A 15,629-nucleotide genomic window follows, 5' to 3' on the forward strand; every position below is an offset into this window, starting at 1 on the left:
GGCCTACGCCTTGGGGCGCCAGCTGTATTCGTACTCCGGGCGCCCCCGGGTCCCGTGCCGCGGGGCCTTGGCGGCCTGCCCGGTCTCTGCCAGGTGCTCCAGGTAGCGACGTGCGGTGACGCGGGAGAGATCCAGCAATTCTGATACCTCGGTGGCCGAGAGTGCCGCGCTCGCCGAGCGAAGGGCCTCGGCGATGGCGCCGAGGGTCTCGGTGATCAGCCCCTTGGGCAGCGGGGCCGGGCCGACCGAACGCAGAGCGGCAAAGGCGTTGTCGATCGACTCCTGGGAGGCCGACTGGCCGGTGGTGCCCAGGTTGAAGCGGAACATCCGGTAGTTTTCGAGTTTCTCGGAAAATGCGGCAAAGCCGAAGGGCTTGATCAGGTATTGGGTCACGCCCGCGGAGATGGCGGTGCGCACCACGTTCAGGTCCCGGATCGCGGTGATCGCGATGATGTCCACGGTGTTGCCGCGTCCGCGCACCCGACGGGCCACGTCCAATCCGTGCAAGTCCGGCAGGTTCATGTCCAGCAGCACCAGGTCGATGGGCGTGCCGGCCTCCTGAGCCGCATCCAGGGCTGCGAAGGCCTCGTTGCCGCTGTGCGCAATCGCGTGCACCTCGAAGCCGGGGACGCGGCCGACGAACTTGGCATGCGCAGCGGCGGTCGTGGCCTCGTCGTCAACCACGAGAACGCGGAGCAATCTGTGCGGATCCATGTACCTGTGCTTCCTGGGGGTCGTGGTGTGGGGCGGACAAGGGGGCGGGCGCCGGCGGCTTAGGGCGCGGAACGCGCCGGCCGGGAGAGCGGCAGCGTCACGGTGAAAATGGCCCCGGCATCATTATCCACTTCCAGGGACCCTCCCAGGCGTGCCACCGCCTGGCGGACCAGGGCCAACCCCAGCCCGCGCGATCCGCTGCCCGAGGCCACCGGCTTGGAGGAAACGCCCAGCCGGAAGTACTCGTCCAGCAAATCCGGGTCGACGCCAGGCCCGGAATCGGCGATCGAGACCACCACGGATTCCTCGTCTGCGGCGAAGTCGGCCCAGACGCGGCGCTGCTCCGACCCGGCCGCGGCATCGAAGGCGTTGTCCAGCAGGTTCCCGGTGATCGTCACCAGGTCCCTGGCATCCAGCGCGCCGGCGGGCAGCCGGCCCGAGGCTGACATGGTCAGCGTGATGCCGCGTTCGTGGGCCTGCGCGGCCTTGCCCACCAGCAGCGAGGTCAGGTACGGCTCGTCGACGGCCTGCACGAACTCGTCGGTGAGCCGCTGGGACTCCTGCCTGTCCGCCACCGCGAACTCCAGCGCCTCGCGCTCGCGCCCCAGCTCGATCAGCGTGGCCACGGTGTGCAGCCGGTTGGCGTGTTCGTGGGTCTGGGCGCGCAGCGCCTCGGTGAGCGTGGTGAGGGACTCGAGCTGGCCGGTCAGCGCCTGGACCTCGGTGTGGTCGCGCAGCGTCGCCACCGTGCCCAGCGAGCTCTCCACCTGCTTGCGGCGCAGCGTCCAGCGCACCCGTGCCCCGGGATCCGAATCGGGCTGCTCGGCGTTCTGCTGGGAAATCACCAGCACCCGGTTCTGGGTCAGGTGGATCTCGTCGGTGGCGCGCCGGCCCGAGGCAAAGAGCTCGGCAACCGTCTCGGGCAGGCCCACCTGCGTCACCGGCAGCGGGCGCAGCGAACCAGCGGGCGGCAGGCCCAGCAGCTGGGCGGCCTGGTCGTTGTAGAGCACCAGCCGGCCCTTGGCATCGACCAGGACCAGCCCCTCGCGCAGCGAATGCAGCGCGGAAAAGTAGTAGGCGTAGAGCCGGCGCAATTCCTCCGGGCCGTAGCCCAGGGTGGCGCGGTGCAGGTAGCGGGACAGCGCATAGGTGAACACGCCCCCGAGGCCCACCGCCAGCAGCCCCACCAGCAGCGTGGCGGGAATGATGGCTGCCTGGGTGACACTGAGGGACTGCAGGGTCACGCCCACCGAGACCATCGCGATCACGTTTCCGCCGGGGTCGCGGATCGGGGCGATGGCGCGCACCGAGGGGCCCAGGGTGCCGGGGTAGTCCTCCACCTGGCTGGCCCCGGCCAGGGCCCGCTCGACGCTGCCCACGTACTTGCGCCCGATCTCGCTTGGTGTGGGGTGGGTGTAGCGGGTGCGGTCGGTGTCCATGACGGTCACGAAATCCACCTGGGCGTGTTCCAGGATTTGCGCCGCAAAGGGTTGCAGTGCCGCCGACGGGTCGGGAAGCTGCACCCCGTCGATCACGAACGGATCGTGCGACAGCGTCTCGGCGACAGACAGCACCCGCTTGGCGGCGAAATCGTGTGCCTGGGCGCGGGCATTGAGGTAGCCCGCGGCGCTGACCACCGACACCACCAGTGCCACCAGCGCCAGCTGCGCGACGAAGATGCGGGCGGCCAGCGAATACGGGCCGCGGCCGCGCGGATGCGCTGCGGGGGAGCGGCGATCGGCTGTTGGCATGGGCGGCTTCCCCCTCTTCGTGTGGTTCCTCGGTGGCGCACAACGCGCACCTCAAGGGTGGCACGTCAACAAACCGGCCATGACCATTATGAACACAAGAGAGATCTCGATCACTCCGGGCCCCACCATGGATGAAGAGCTCACGGCGCATCCAATCGCCGCCACCCCACACCGCAGCAACATTTTCCAGAAGGAGCCATCATGGCAACGACGCCGGCATCGAGCGGAGTCCTGGACCGGGACCCCATCGGGAACCAGGAACCACCGCGCAAGAAGGACCGCACCCACTGGCTGTACATCATGGTGATCGTTGCCGTGGTCGCCGGCGCCACCATCGGCCTGGTGGCCCCGGACCTCGGCAAGGCGCTCAAGCCGCTGGGCACCGGCTTCGTCGCCCTGATCAAGATGATCATTGCACCTGTCATCTTCTGCACCATCGTGCTGGGCATCGGCTCGATCGCCAAGGCCGCCACGGTCGGCAAGGTCGGCGGGCTCGCGCTGCTCTACTTCATCACCATGTCCACCTTCGCCCTGGCCATCGGCCTGTTCGTCGGCAACCTGGTCCACCCGGGCTCCGGCCTGCAGCTGCAGCCCTATGAGGGTGCCGCCGGCGGAGCCGAAAACGCCACCGTCAAGTTCCTGCTTGAGCTGATCCCGGGCGACATCCCGGTGCTGCCGACCCTGGTCCTGGCACTCTTCGTGGGCTTCGCCCTGCAGTCCATGGGCAAGAGCGGCGAGCCGGTGCTCGGTGCCATCAAGAACATCCAGGCCGTGGTCTTCCGCCTGATGATGATGATCATGTGGGCCGCCCCGATCGGCGCCTTCGGCGCCATCGCCGCGGTCGTCGGCGCCACCGGCTGGGCGGCCATCGGCTCCATGGCCATCCTCATGGGTGCCTTCTACATCACCTGCGCCCTGTTCATCATCGTGATCCTCGGCTCGCTGCTGCGCGCCGTGACCGGCCTGAACATCTTCGCCTTGATGAAGTACCTGGCCCGCGAATACCTGCTGATCTTCTCCACCTCATCCTCCGAGTCCGCCCTGCCGCGCCTGATCGCCAAGATGGAACACGCCGGGGTCTCCAAGCCGGTCGTGGGCATCACGGTTCCCACCGGCTACTCCTTCAACCTCGACGGCACCGCGATCTACCTGACCATGAGCGCATTGTTCGTTTCCACCGCCATGGGCATGCCGATGAACATCGGCGAGCAGATCTCCCTGCTGGTCTTCATGATCGTCGCCTCCAAGGGCGCCGCCGGGGTCACCGGCGCCGGCCTGGCAACGCTGGCGGCCGGACTGCAGTCGCACCGCCCGGAACTGCTTGACGGCATGGGCGTGATCGTGGGCATCGACAAGTTCATGTCCGAGGCCCGCGCACTGACCAACTTCACCGGAAACGCGGTCGCCACGCTGCTGATCGGCAAGTGGACCAAGGAGATCGACATGGAGCAGGCGCGCTCGGTGCTTGCCGGGGACCGTCCCTTCGACGAGCTCTCGCTGACCGCCAACGAGCACTAATCCGGCGCCGCTTGTCCGCGGCACCTGCCACCAGCGCCAGGGACCCCCGAATCCGGGGCCCTGGCGCTGGTGCGTCCGGCACCGAACCCAACGTTGGACTTCAACTTCAAGGTAAAGGCTCGCCGTGACGCCGATTGGGCAAAGGCCGGTGCACAACCTATACCCTTGAAACAAGTAGTCAACCAGATCGCACAACGAACGGAAGCGTGGTTCATACCGTGAGCGAGGAACAGGGCAGCAAGGCGCGAGGCGTGGGGTTGCTCAAGGAGCCCACCCCCATGGGGCCCACCGGGCGCCCGATGACGATTTTCCCCGAACCGCAGCCACTGGAATCCCACGGCCCGGCCCGCGTGATCGCCATGGTCAACCAAAAGGGCGGCGTCGGCAAGACGACCTCCACCATCAACCTCGCGGCGGCCCTGGCCGAATACGGGCGCAAGGTGCTGTTGGTCGACTTCGACCCGCAGGGCGCCCTGTCCGCAGGCTTCGGCACCAACCCGCACGAACTCGACGTCACCGTCTACAACGTGCTGATGGACCGCAAGACCGAGATCCGCGACGCCATCCTGGGCACGGATGTCGAGAACGTCGACCTGCTGCCGGCCAACATCGACCTCTCCGCCGCCGAGGTGCAGCTGGTCAACGAAGTCGCCCGCGAACAGGTCCTGGAACGTGCCCTGCGCTCGGTGACCGACGACTACGACATCGTGCTCATCGACTGCCAGCCCTCGCTGGGCCTGCTGACCGTCAACGCGCTGACGGCCGCCCACGGCGTGATCATCCCGCTGACCGCCGAGTTCTTCGCACTGCGTGCCGTGGCCCTGCTGGTGGAGACCATCGAGAAGGTCCAGGACCGGCTGAACCCCGCCCTGGCCATCGACGGCGTGCTGGCCACCATGTACGACCCGCGCACGCTGCACGGCCGCGAGGTCGTCGGCCGGCTGGTCGAGGCCTTCGGGGACACCGTCTTCGAGACGGTCATCCGCCGGACCATCAAGTTCGCCGACGCCAACGTTGCTGCCGAACCCATCACCAGCTACGCCACCACGCACCCGGGTGCCGAGGCCTACCGCCAGCTCGCCAGGGAATTGATCTCCCGCGGCGGCGCCCCGTAATGACGGCACCCGCCGCCGAAACCACCGCCACCGGCAGAGTCGTCCCAGACGATTCGGCCGGTGGCTTTCGGGTTTCGCTGGAAAACTTTTCCGGCCCCTTCGACCTGCTGCTCTCGCTGATCGCCAAGCGCGAAATGGATATCACCCAGATCGCCATGGCAGAGGTCACCGACGAATTCATCGCCTACCTGAAGCTGCTCCAGGCCCGGCCGGGGTCCAAGGCGCTGGATGAGACCACCGAATTCCTGGTCATCGCCTCCACGCTGCTTGACCTGAAGGCGGCACGCCTGCTGCCGGGCAGCGAGATGGAAAACGACGAGGACATGGCCCTGCTCGAGGCCCGCGACCTGCTCTTCGCCCGGCTGCTGCAGTACAAGGCGTTCAAGCACGCCGCCGGCTGGATCGCCGGGAAGCTGCACGAGGAAGCCGCGAGCTTCCCGCGGCAGGCGGGCCTGGAGGCACACTTCGCCGCGCTGCTTCCCGAACTGGTCTTCAAGACCAGCCCCGAGGCGCTGGCGCAGCTGGCCGCCGCAGCCCTGGCCCCCAAGGCACCGGCACCCACCGAGGTCGGGACCGGGCACCTGCACGGCGGCACCGTTTCGGTGCGCGAGCAGGCAGGCATCCTGGCGGCACTGCTGAAGGAACACCGCTCGCTGAGCTTCACCGCACTGGTCGCCGACGCGGCAAGCCACCTGGAGGTCGTGGCGCGTTTCCTGGCGTTGCTGGAAATGTATCGCGAACGGGTCATCGCCTTTTCCCAGGATGCGCCGTTGGATGCGCTGAACGTGCGCTGGCTTGAACCCGATGCGGACTGGGACCCGGCCGCGCTGAAAGAGGAATACGAACCCGTGGCCGCTGAACCGTCCGAGACATCCACCACGCCGGCACCAGACCCGCAGGGGGAAAATCCATGAACCACACCGCCACACCTGCCGCCGGGGGGCATCCCGAAGCCGCCGGCTCGGCAGTCGACGCATTGCCCGGGGGGCTGGAAGCCGGCATCGAGGCGGTGCTGATGGTGATCGACGAGCCCATCGCCGCCGGCCACCTGGCGCAGGTGCTGGAGGTCAGTGAGGAACGCGTCACAGCGGCCCTTGAAAAGCTGCGGGCACAGTATGATGGTGGGGATACACCACGCGGTTTTGAGCTGCGTGAATTGGCCGGCGGCTGGCGCATCTTCTCCCGACGTGATTTTGCTCCCTTCGTTTCACGCTTCGTCATCGACGGCCAAACGGCAAGACTTACCCAGGCAGCGCTGGAGACTTTGGCAGTGATCGCCTACCGGCAACCGGTTTCCCGCGGCAGGATCGCGGCGATTCGCGGGGTCAACGTCGATTCGGTGGTGCGCACACTCCTGACGCGCGGGCTGATCCACGAAGCACCCGACGACGGTGAAAGTGGTGCCACGTTGTATCAGACCACCTCGTACTTTCTGGAAAGATTGGGATTGGGCAGCGTTTCCGAGCTGCCCAGGCTCTCCCCGCATCTTCCCGGAGTGGGTGACATCGACGACTATGACGTTGATTCGCCCTGGCAATAGGCGAACCACGAAACAACATAAGGACAGATCATGAACCAGGGATCCCGCCCAGGCCGCGGCAACCAGCGCCCACAAGGCTCCGGCTCCGGCAACGGCCGCGGCCGAGGAGCAACCGGTGCTGGCCGTTCCAACCAAAATCCACGCTCGTCCAACCCGCGCTCGGGCTCCGAAGGCGGCAACGAGTCATCTGCCGGTTCCTGGTCCAAGGCACACGGCGGACCCAAGCAGTCCAAGAAGTCGGGTGCCCCGGGCAAGAAGAAGTACACCGGCCCCCAGGCCTTCGGCAAGGAACGCTTCGGCAAGAACCTCGGCCCGGTCAACACCGAGCGCACCAAGCCCACGCAGCGGGCCCAGGCAGCCGCCGCGCACTCCGATCTCGAGGGCGTGCGCCTGCAGAAGGTCATGGCCAACGCGGGTGTGGCATCGCGCCGCGTCTGTGAGGAAATGATCGCCAACGGCCGCGTCGAGGTCAACGGCGTGCTGATCACCGAGGCAGGCATCCGCATCGACCCCGAGCGCGACACCGTGCACGTGGACGGCATGCGCCTGCAGCTGAACGCCGACATGCGCTACTTCGTCTTCAACAAGCCGCGCAACGTCGTCTCCACCATGGAAGACCCCGAGGGCCGCAAGTGCATCTCGGACTTCATCCGCAAGAAGGGCCAGGAGCGACTCTTCCACGTCGGCCGCCTCGACTACCAGACCGAGGGCCTGCTGATCCTGACCAACGACGGCGAGGCCGCCAACCGGCTGGCCCACCCGTCCTACGAGGTCCCCAAGACCTACCTGGTGCAGGTCCGCGGACCGATGGCCGCCGGCATCGGCGCGCAGATGAAGAAGGGCATCAAGCTCGAGGACGGCTGGCAGTCGGTCGATTCCTTCAAGCTGGTCGACTCCACCCCGGGCCACGTGCTCGTGGAGGTCATCCTGCACTCGGGCCGCAACCGCATCGTCCGCCGCCTCTTCGAGGAGGTCGGCCACCCGGTGACCCGCCTGGTCCGCGTCCAGGTCGGCCCGATCCGCCTGGGCGACCAGAAGCAGGGCACCATCCGGCCGCTGGGCAACCAGGAAGTCGGGCACCTGCTGGCAATGGTGGGGATGTAGCCACATGCCCACCACGCACCTGGCCGGACCGATTCTGGTCATCGGCACCGGGCTGCTGGGCACCAGCGTCGGGCTGGGGTTGAGCCAGCGCGGACTGAACGTCTGGCTTGCCGACCCCTCGCCCAGCGCACAAACCGTCGCGCAGGACATCGGCGCGGGCACCATTCACGTCCCCGGACGCCCGCTGGCACCCGAACTGGTTGTCGTCGGGGCCCCGCCGGACGTCACCGCCGCGGTCGTGGCGCAGGCCCTGGTCGACTTCCCGATGTCCACCGTGGTGGACATCGCCTCCGTCAAGGGCTCGATCCTCGATGCCGTGCGGAAGGATCCGCGCATCACCGAGGAACACCTGGGCCGCTACGTGGGCACGCACCCGATGGCCGGGCGCGAACGTTCCGGCCCGGCATCAGCCCGCGGCGAGCTGTTCACCTCCATGCCGTGGGTCGTCTGCGCCCATGCCGGATCGCGCGGCGACTCGGTGAAGACCGCCGAGGCGCTGGCCATCGACCTGGGGGCCACCGTCGCGCGCATGAACGCGGCCGAGCACGACGCCTCGGTCGCGTTGATCTCGCACTTCCCGCAGGTGGCCTCCTCGCTGATTGCCTCCCGGTTGCTGAACGCGCCGGGGCATTCGCTCGCGCTTGCCGGGAACGGGTTGCGCGACACCACCCGGATCGCGGCTTCGGACCCGAAGCTGTGGATCCAGATCCTCAGCCACAATGCCGGCGCCCTGGTGCCGATCCTGCGTGGCATGCAAGAGGACCTTCAGCGGCTTGTCGCCACGCTCGAGGATCCCTCGGCCCCCGGTGCGCTGCTAGACCTCGCCCAGCTGATGGGGGAGGGCAACGCCGGGCAGGCCCGGATCCCTGGCAAGCACGGCGCCCCGCCGCAGGCCTTCGCACTGGTCACCGTCGCGGTCAAGGACAAGCCCGGACAGGTTGCCAGGCTGTTGGCCGACGTCGGGAACGCCGGGATCAACATGGAAGACCTGCGGATGGAACACTCCGCCGGGCACCAGGTCGGCCTGGTAGACATCTCCGTCATCCCCGGACGCCGGGAAGAATTGATCACGGTGCTCAGTGCACTTGGATGGAAGGTAGTGCAGTAATGCGGAAAATCACGGTTGCAGTCGACGGCCCCTCGGGGTCCGGCAAGTCCTCGGTATCCAAGGAAACGGCGCGCCGCCTGGGCGCCGCCTACCTCGACACCGGCGCAATGTACCGCGCGGTGACCTGGCACGCGCTGGATGCCGGCACGGACCTCACCGACGCCGAGGCGGTTGCCGCCGCGGTCAAGGCGGCCGACCTGTTCATCTCCACCGATCCCGACGTGGAACGCGTCACCATCCACGGCACCGACGTGACCGAGGCGATCCGCGAACCGTTCGTCTCCGAGGCCGTATCGGCGGTGGCCACCAACCTTGCCGCCCGGGCCGAGCTGGTCGCCCGGCAGCGGGCCATCATTGCCGCGCACGAACGCATCGTGGCCGAGGGCCGGGACATCACCACCGTGGTGGCCCCGGACGCCGACGCCCGCATCCTGCTCACCGCCTCCGAGGAGGCGCGCCTGCGCCGCCGCGGACTGCAGCTTGGCGGAACCCAGTCGGACGCCGAGCTGCAGGCACAGGTGCTCGTCCGCGACGCCAAGGACTCGACGGTGGTGGACTTCCACGTCGCCGCGGACGGAGTGGCCACCGTGGACTCCTCGGAGATGGACTTCGAGCAAACGGTGACAGCCGTGCTCGAGGCCATCAAGGCCCAGGCCGACTAATAGAACCTCCCGATCCGCCGCCGGCGGATCACCACCCCCGCCCCGGTGCACAGCCAATGCTGCGCGCCAAGGCGGGGTACATGCTTGAATTGATACCGGCTTCCGCGTTTGGTGGAGGCACGCAACGCAAAGGAACCACACCATGAGTGAGAGCCTGCTTCCGGACGAGGGCGCCGAGTACGTCCCGTTCAACAACGAGGACCACATCGCCGACCGCCTGGCCGAAATCAGCGACGAGGATGCCGACGCACGCGCCACCGCGCTGCTGGCCGGCCTCGATGACTACGACCTGGACCCGGAAGACGCCGAACTGCTGGCGCACCTGGGCGATGACTTCGACGACGACGCCGACGAGATCATCCCGCCGGTGCTGGCCATCATCGGGCGACCCAACGTGGGCAAGTCCACGCTGGTCAACCGCATCCTGGGCCGCCGCGAGGCAGTGGTGGAGGACGTCCCGGGCGTGACCCGCGACCGCGTGTCCTACCAGGCCGAATGGGCCGGCCGCAACTTCACCGTCGTCGACACCGGCGGCTGGGAGCACGACGCCAAGGGCATCCACGCCCGCGTGGCCGAGCAGGCCGAGGTCGCCGCCGACATCGCCGACGTCATCCTCTTCGTCGTTGACTCCCGCGTCGGCGCGACCGCCACCGACGAGGCAGTGGTCAAGATGCTGCGCCGGAAGAAGAAGCCGGTCCTGCTGGTCGCCAACAAGGTCGACGACGCCAACCAGGAAGCCGACGCGTCGTTCCTCTGGGGCCTTGGCTTCGGCCAGCCCTGGCCGGTCTCTGCCCTGCACGGCCGCGGCGCGGCCGACCTGCTTGATGCCGTGGTGGCCAAGCTTCCCGAGTACTCCGCCTTCGGCGGGATCATCCCGCGCGGCGGCCCGCGCCGCATTGCGCTGGTCGGCCGCCCGAACGTGGGCAAGTCCTCGCTGCTGAACAAGATGGCCGGCTCCGAGCGCGTGGTCGTTGACACCCTGGCCGGCACCACCCGCGACCCTGTCGACGAGCTCGTCGAACTCGGCGACGAGGTCTGGCGCTTCGTTGACACCGCTGGAATCCGCCGCCGCCAGCACATGGCACAGGGCTCTGACTACTACGCCTCGCTGCGCACCCAGGCCGCCTTGGAAAAGGCCGAGGTCGCCGTCGTGCTGCTGGCAGTCGACGAGGTCCTTTCGGAGCAGGATGTCCGCATCCTGCAGATGACCATCGACTCGGGCCGTGCCCTGGTGCTTGCGTTCAACAAGTGGGACCTGATGGACGATGACCGCCGCCGCTACCTGGAGCGCGAGATCGAGACCGATCTGGCGCACGTGGAGTGGGCACCTCGCGTGAACATCTCGGCCAAGACCGGCTGGCACAAGGACAGGCTCGTTCCCGCCCTGCACACGGCCCTGGAATCCTGGGACAAGCGCATCTCCACCGGTAAGCTCAACACCTTCCTGGGCGAGCTTGTGGCGGCGCACCCGCACCCCCTGCGCGGAGGCAAGCAGCCGCGTATTCTCTTCGGCACCCAGGCCTCTTCGCGTCCGCCGCGATTTGTGCTGTTCACCACAGGTTTCCTGGATCCAGGGTACCGCCGATTCATTACCCGCAGGCTTCGCGAGACCTTTGGCTTCGAGGGAACCCCCATTGAAGTGTCGATGCGGGTGCGCGAAAAGCGCCAGCGTTCGAAGTAGCCCAAAAAATAGGGTAGGGTAATCACGGAGCTTTTCGCAGACGGCACCTTCACGAGAGTGAGGGAGAACGGCTGCGAAAGCAACCGGGCTATGGCGCAGCTTGGTAGCGCGCCTGACTGGGGGTCAGGAGGCCGTGGGTTCGAATCCCGCTAGCCCGACCGGTTAGAACCCCGGCAGTTCAACGAAGTAGCGTTGAACTGCCGGGGTTTTTCCATGTCTCGGTGACTTTCGCTGTTCGTCCCTGGCATTGTGCGACTTCGATAATTGCCGGAGCCTCGACGCGGGAGGATGAGTCGTTCAGGCGCTTGTGAAGCTGACAGCCAAAAGCCGTGGACACGCCGTCTTGCGAACAGGCTTTCACCAGCCTATTGGGGGACGGCGGGTAAAAGACGCCCCCAAGCCAAAACCGGCTCAACGCATGAATGAGCCCCACCTGATAGACCGGTGGGGCTCATTTGCGATGTGGACCTTGGGGGAATCCGCATCGCGGACATGGGTACGTCCGGCGGCCATTGGGGATCCGCCAATAGCGTTCACTGAAAGCTATTGACCAAGACTAAGGTGAAGACGTTGGCCATGTCTAGGGTCGCGGCGAATTGTCCCGGGACTTTCTCTCGGGTGGGTGCGGTAGTGGTTCGCCTGTGAAATGCCCTGCCGGGAGTTGGCCGCACTCCGCAGATGGCGCGTGTCACCTCTTAACCCCCCTGGCGCCCTGTTGAGGCTGCCCGTCCGTGTGGGGGCGGGCAAATGGGGCAGTTCGACCCCGCCCTGTTCAAAGGGCAAGGATCGGGCAGACGCCAACGGCGCCCCGCCAAGCCTCACGCCGGATGGGCGGAGACGCTCGGAGAGGCGCCGCTATATGCCGTCAGGCGGCACAGGGTGTCAGTTGGTGGACTTGCGATGCTCGGGGTGCTCCTTCGGCGACCAGGCCACGGGCCGGGAATCGTCCCGGCTCGATTCGGCAGCCGGGGCGGAAGGCTCGGCGTCCCGTAGTGCGGCCTGGGTCTTCATGTCTGATTTCATGGCCTTCATCTTCTTGCCACGGGAATGCCACAGGTGCCAGAACGCGGCGATGCCCAGGAAAAGCACCAGGGCTGCTCCCGCACCGCCAATGGACCACGACGGGAAATATGTGGCGCTGATGTCGATCATGGACCTGGCTTTGGCGGCAGCACTGGATGAATTCGCGTAGATGCTCAATGTCAGCAAGTTCGGAATCGCGAGCAGGATAGCGACTATGACAATCACTGTCTTCCACGGCCATGACACCTTTTTGTACCGGGCCTGCCAGACAATGAGCAGGGGAACGAAGGTGAAGACAAAGCCATACACGAGTCCAAGGATGATTCCGCTGCTCAGTGACCCCTGGGTTTGATTGCCGATATTCGTGGCCCACCAAACGGGCAGGAACAGGCGGACGACAAGGTAGACGATCGCCAGCAGCACGACCCCTGCTACGCCCAGCCCAATCCGCAGGCCCCATCGGGGCTTGGGCTCGGCCTGCTGGGTGGCCACCGTGGGTGACTGGTCTATTTTCTCGAAATCAGGCATGCCTGCATCCTCCCATGCCGACCGCGCAACTGTGGAGATTAACTGCCTGGTTATTCACGAAAACCGACCGGTGGCTAGTAGGCTAATCTGGTGATAGGACGATTGCCCCATTTTGGGGCCGGGCAACGTCCACAGGGAATTATGAGAAAGATTTTTGGAGGACCGGAAATGGCTGAAGCTCAGGTGCCTAACCAGCAGCACGAGTCGTCTACCGAAACAACGGGAATTGCCTTGCCGCCGGTAACGCGTGAACCAGTTGTCTTCTACGGTCTGAGTGTTGAAGAACGCGCCGCCGTCTCCGCGCTGCCGGAAGGCTCCGCATTGTTGATCGCGCACTCCGGACCGAACCAGGGAGCACGCTTCCTGCTGGACCAGGATATGACCCAGGCAGGACGCCATCCGGACGCCGGCGTGTTCCTTGATGACGTGACTGTCTCGCGAAAGCATGCAAAATTCATTCGTGATGCTTCAGGATTCAGCGTGGTCGACAGTGGTTCGTTGAACGGAACCTACGTCAACAACGACCGGGTGGATTCGGTGCGCCTTGCCAACGGCTCGGAGGTGCAGATCGGAAAATTCCGACTGACCTTCTATAACGCACTGCCCAACAACCCGGCCAACATCCGCGACTAAGCAGGACATCGTAGTGAACCAGGCAGCCCGAAACCCGCGACTGGCAGTTGTTGCCGGCGATACCCAGCGCGCCGTTGCGCTCAATATCGGCGAGGTCCTTTCGGAGCTTCATGATGAGTTTCCGCAGGTCACGGCGTCGAAAATCCGTTTTCTCGAGGAAAAGGGACTGCTGACCCCGCAACGCACCTCGGCGGGTTACCGCAAGTACCTGCCCGACGACGTCGGCCGACTGCGCTTCATCCTGGGCCTGCAACGCGACCAGTACCTGCCACTGAAGGTCATCAAGGACTACCTGGACGCGGTAGACCGAGGCGAACGGCCGGACCAGTTGCCCGGCGGGCACACCCTGGCACCGCGAAGCATCAGCGAACAGATGACCCAGGACCTGGCTGCCCGCACCCGCCCGGTGACCAAGTCCGAATTGCAGGGGCTGTGTGGCGCCAGCCCTGAGCTGGTCAATGACCTCCTGGCCTTTGGCATGATCGCGTCGGAAAACGAGCGTTTCGATGAGCATGCGCAGAAGATTGCCGCGGCTTCAGCTGCGCTTGCGGCGCACGGCATCGAGCCGCGCCACTTGCGGGCCTTCCGCGCAGCGGCCGATCGCGAAGTGGGATTGGTGGAACGTGTCGTGGCTCCGCACATGAGCCGCGGAGATGTGGCGTCGCGTGCCAGGGCGGCGGAGACCGCCCGCGAAATAAGCGATGCCTGCATGGCATTGCATGGTGCCCTGGTCAACGGTGCCATCGCCAAGTTGGACCACTAGGCCGGACAAACGGTCACTGCAAGTTGCAGCGACCCGGGTTAAGGAGCGAACCATGCAAGAACTTGAAGTTGTGGGAGTTCGCATAGAGCTTCCCTCCAACCAGCCCCTTGTCCTGCTCAAGGAAGCCAATACCCAACGCCACCTGCCCATTTGGATTGGTGCCCCCGAGGCATCAGCCATCGCCATGTTCCAGCAGGGCATCATCCCGCCGCGTCCGCTGACCCACGACTTGATGATTTCGACCCTGCAGGCGTTGCACGCGCCGTTGGTGAGAGTGGAGATCGTCTCGGTCCTCAACGCCGTATTCACCGCGGAGCTGGTCTTTGCCGACGACGTGCGCGTCGACGCCAGGTCCTCCGACGCCATCGCCCTGGCACTCCGGGCGGAATGCCCGATACTGTGTGACGACCAGGTGCTAGACGAGGCCTCCGTCATGGTTTCGGAGGACGCCGAAGTCGCCGAGGGGGAGGAGGACCAGGTGCGTGAGTTCCGTGAATTCCTCAACGAGGTCGAGCCGGAAGATTTCGATAAATAGACGACCGTCCGCGACACGCCTCAAGTTAAGCTTGAAGGTCTTTGACGCAGCCCCAATGTAGTCGTACCGTCGAAGCATAAGTTCCCAAGGTTTGCCGTCCTCGGATTTCGGTTTCACTCGCAACGGAGTCGTTCCACACCCGGCAGCCCTCTTTCCCGCACGGGGATGCTTGAGCAAGGAGATTCCAATGAATCCCACGGACGACCAACACGCGGCCTCACCGGCGCACGCCGCGTCCCTTCGCAATACCCAAGGACTCCTCTTCACCGAGGACCTGCCGGTCCTCGACGAGGACGCCGGTTACCGGGGCCCCATTGTCTGCAAGGCGGCAGGCATCACCTACCGCCAGCTCGACTACTGGGCCCGTACGGGTCTGGTGGAACCAGCCGTGCGCGGTGCCAAGGGCTCGGGATCCCAGCGCCTCTATGGCTTTCGCGACATCCTGGTGCTCAAGGTCGTCAAACGGCTGCTGGACACCGGCGTATCCCTGCAACAGATCCGGACTGCCGTCGGTCACCTTCGCGAGCGCGGGGTGGAAGACCTTGCCCAGATCACCTTGATGAGTGACGGGGCCTCGGTATATGAGTGCACGTCCGCAGACGAAGTGATTGACCTGGTCCAAGGGGGACAAGGCGTGTTCGGCATCGCCGTCGGGCGAGTGTGGCGTGAGGTCGAGGGATCCCTGTCGCAGCTGCCCAGTGAGCGTGCCACTGACTTCCCGGAGGACGAGCTGGCTCTGCGCCGCGCCGCGAAGCGCTCCGCCAGTTAGGCCCGCACCAAGACACGAATTCTTGCGGACGGGGTCGGATGCCGCCGCTGCGCCCAGGCGCAGACAGGCAGCGTCCGACCCCGTCCATTTTCATGCCCGCCTTGGGCTTGGGAGAGCCCTGGCATGGTCTAATCCGCCCATCAAAAAACCGCCCTTCGCCGACCGGACATTGGCCAGGCGATTAG

At 66.0% G+C, this 15,629-nt stretch carries 15 protein-coding genes and 1 tRNA gene; 13 read left to right on the forward strand and 3 right to left on the reverse strand.

What is annotated here, in order from left to right; genetic code table 11:
* Positions 1-3 precede the first annotated feature (3 nt).
* Both ACIPUB_RS09755 and ACIPUB_RS09760 read right to left on the reverse strand, forming a co-directional pair.
* Positions 4-714: a response regulator gene (locus ACIPUB_RS09755; protein WP_407607199.1), complete on the reverse strand. Its 711-nt coding sequence runs from the start codon at positions 712-714 to the stop codon at positions 4-6.
* Positions 715-773: 59 nt separating this feature from the next.
* A complete protein-coding gene (locus ACIPUB_RS09760) occupies positions 774-2,465 on the reverse strand; it encodes an ATP-binding protein (RefSeq protein ID WP_407607200.1) in 1,692 nt (563 codons plus the stop codon).
* A gap of 201 nt (positions 2,466-2,666) precedes the next feature.
* On the opposite strand from ACIPUB_RS09760, the gene ACIPUB_RS09765 reads away from it, so the two are divergent.
* The 9 genes from ACIPUB_RS09765 to ACIPUB_RS09805 all read left to right on the forward strand — a co-directional run bounded on the left by ACIPUB_RS09765 (position 2,667) and on the right by ACIPUB_RS09805 (position 11,351).
* Positions 2,667-3,983, forward strand: coding sequence for a cation:dicarboxylate symporter family transporter (locus ACIPUB_RS09765; protein ID WP_407607201.1), 1,317 nt, complete (start codon positions 2,667-2,669; stop codon positions 3,981-3,983).
* A 218-nt stretch (positions 3,984-4,201) separates the two neighbouring features.
* The gene (locus ACIPUB_RS09770; RefSeq protein WP_372342937.1) at positions 4,202-5,098 is read left to right on the forward strand and encodes a ParA family protein; all 897 of its coding nucleotides are present in this window, start codon (positions 4,202-4,204) and stop codon (positions 5,096-5,098) included.
* The gene (locus tag ACIPUB_RS09775; protein ID WP_407607202.1) at positions 5,098-6,012 is read left to right on the forward strand and encodes a segregation and condensation protein A; all 915 of its coding nucleotides are present in this window, start codon (positions 5,098-5,100) and stop codon (positions 6,010-6,012) included. Before ACIPUB_RS09770 ends, ACIPUB_RS09775 begins: the two co-directional genes overlap by 1 nt.
* Positions 6,009-6,638 (forward strand): SMC-Scp complex subunit ScpB, encoded by a 630-nt coding sequence (gene scpB, locus ACIPUB_RS09780; RefSeq protein ID WP_407607203.1) that lies wholly within the window; start codon positions 6,009-6,011, stop codon positions 6,636-6,638. The genes ACIPUB_RS09775 and scpB overlap by 4 nt, the downstream gene beginning before the upstream one ends.
* 30 nt (positions 6,639-6,668) lie before the next feature.
* Complete coding sequence (locus ACIPUB_RS09785; RefSeq protein ID WP_407607204.1) at positions 6,669-7,742, forward strand: pseudouridine synthase; 1,074 nt, start codon at positions 6,669-6,671, stop codon at positions 7,740-7,742.
* A 4-nt stretch (positions 7,743-7,746) separates the two neighbouring features.
* Positions 7,747-8,850, forward strand: a complete 1,104-nt coding sequence (locus ACIPUB_RS09790) for a prephenate dehydrogenase (RefSeq protein ID WP_407607205.1) — start codon at positions 7,747-7,749, stop codon at positions 8,848-8,850.
* Complete coding sequence (gene cmk / locus ACIPUB_RS09795) at positions 8,850-9,512, forward strand: (d)CMP kinase (RefSeq protein WP_407607206.1); 663 nt, start codon at positions 8,850-8,852, stop codon at positions 9,510-9,512. Before ACIPUB_RS09790 ends, cmk begins: the two co-directional genes overlap by 1 nt.
* A gap of 142 nt (positions 9,513-9,654) precedes the next feature.
* Positions 9,655-11,193: a ribosome biogenesis GTPase Der gene (gene der / locus ACIPUB_RS09800; RefSeq protein ID WP_407607207.1), complete on the forward strand. Its 1,539-nt coding sequence runs from the start codon at positions 9,655-9,657 to the stop codon at positions 11,191-11,193.
* 84 nt (positions 11,194-11,277) lie between these two features.
* Positions 11,278-11,351: transfer RNA gene (locus tag ACIPUB_RS09805), tRNA-Pro, on the forward strand.
* Positions 11,352-12,075: 724 nt separating this feature from the next.
* Here ACIPUB_RS09805 and ACIPUB_RS09810 read toward each other — a convergent pair.
* Entirely contained in the window at positions 12,076-12,744 is a 669-nt protein-coding gene (locus tag ACIPUB_RS09810) for a hypothetical protein (protein ID WP_407607208.1), read from the reverse strand.
* A gap of 168 nt (positions 12,745-12,912) precedes the next feature.
* On the opposite strand from ACIPUB_RS09810, the gene ACIPUB_RS09815 reads away from it, so the two are divergent.
* The 4 genes from ACIPUB_RS09815 (at position 12,913) to ACIPUB_RS09830 (ending at position 15,444) form a co-directional block, all read left to right on the forward strand.
* Positions 12,913-13,377 (forward strand): FHA domain-containing protein, encoded by a 465-nt coding sequence (locus ACIPUB_RS09815; protein ID WP_407607251.1) that lies wholly within the window; start codon positions 12,913-12,915, stop codon positions 13,375-13,377.
* Between the two features lie 13 nt (positions 13,378-13,390).
* Entirely contained in the window at positions 13,391-14,140 is a 750-nt protein-coding gene (locus ACIPUB_RS09820) for a MerR family transcriptional regulator (protein WP_407607209.1), read from the forward strand.
* 52 nt (positions 14,141-14,192) lie between these two features.
* Positions 14,193-14,675 (forward strand): bifunctional nuclease family protein, encoded by a 483-nt coding sequence (locus ACIPUB_RS09825; protein WP_264270761.1) that lies wholly within the window; start codon positions 14,193-14,195, stop codon positions 14,673-14,675.
* Positions 14,676-14,862: 187 nt separating this feature from the next.
* Positions 14,863-15,444, forward strand: a complete 582-nt coding sequence (locus tag ACIPUB_RS09830) for a MerR family transcriptional regulator (protein WP_407607210.1) — start codon at positions 14,863-14,865, stop codon at positions 15,442-15,444.
* Positions 15,445-15,629: the final 185 nt, after the last annotated feature.

Origin of the sequence: Paeniglutamicibacter sp. ORCA_105 (genome assembly GCF_045798545.1) — a bacterium.
GTDB classification, from domain to species: Bacteria; Actinomycetota; Actinomycetes; order Actinomycetales; family Micrococcaceae; genus Paeniglutamicibacter; species Paeniglutamicibacter sulfureus.

Bases quoted from the DNA above. Each gene is read 5' to 3' on its own strand.
- ACIPUB_RS09755 (WP_407607199.1), bottom strand. From the start codon at position 714: ATGGATCCGCACAGATTGCTCCGCGTTCTCGTGGTTGACGACGAGGCC.
- ACIPUB_RS09760 (WP_407607200.1), bottom strand. From the start codon at position 2,465: ATGCCAACAGCCGATCGCCGCTCCCCCGCAGCGCATCCGCGCGGCCGC.
- ACIPUB_RS09765 (WP_407607201.1), top strand. From the start codon at position 2,667: ATGGCAACGACGCCGGCATCGAGCGGAGTCCTGGACCGGGACCCCATC.
- ACIPUB_RS09775 (WP_407607202.1), top strand. From the start codon at position 5,098: ATGACGGCACCCGCCGCCGAAACCACCGCCACCGGCAGAGTCGTCCCA.
- scpB (WP_407607203.1), top strand. From the start codon at position 6,009: ATGAACCACACCGCCACACCTGCCGCCGGGGGGCATCCCGAAGCCGCC.
- ACIPUB_RS09785 (WP_407607204.1), top strand. From the start codon at position 6,669: ATGAACCAGGGATCCCGCCCAGGCCGCGGCAACCAGCGCCCACAAGGC.
- ACIPUB_RS09790 (WP_407607205.1), top strand. From the start codon at position 7,747: ATGCCCACCACGCACCTGGCCGGACCGATTCTGGTCATCGGCACCGGG.
- cmk (WP_407607206.1), top strand. From the start codon at position 8,850: ATGCGGAAAATCACGGTTGCAGTCGACGGCCCCTCGGGGTCCGGCAAG.
- der (WP_407607207.1), top strand. From the start codon at position 9,655: ATGAGTGAGAGCCTGCTTCCGGACGAGGGCGCCGAGTACGTCCCGTTC.
- ACIPUB_RS09810 (WP_407607208.1), bottom strand. From the start codon at position 12,744: ATGCCTGATTTCGAGAAAATAGACCAGTCACCCACGGTGGCCACCCAG.
- ACIPUB_RS09815 (WP_407607251.1), top strand. From the start codon at position 12,913: ATGGCTGAAGCTCAGGTGCCTAACCAGCAGCACGAGTCGTCTACCGAA.
- ACIPUB_RS09825 (WP_264270761.1), top strand. From the start codon at position 14,193: ATGCAAGAACTTGAAGTTGTGGGAGTTCGCATAGAGCTTCCCTCCAAC.
- ACIPUB_RS09830 (WP_407607210.1), top strand. From the start codon at position 14,863: ATGAATCCCACGGACGACCAACACGCGGCCTCACCGGCGCACGCCGCG.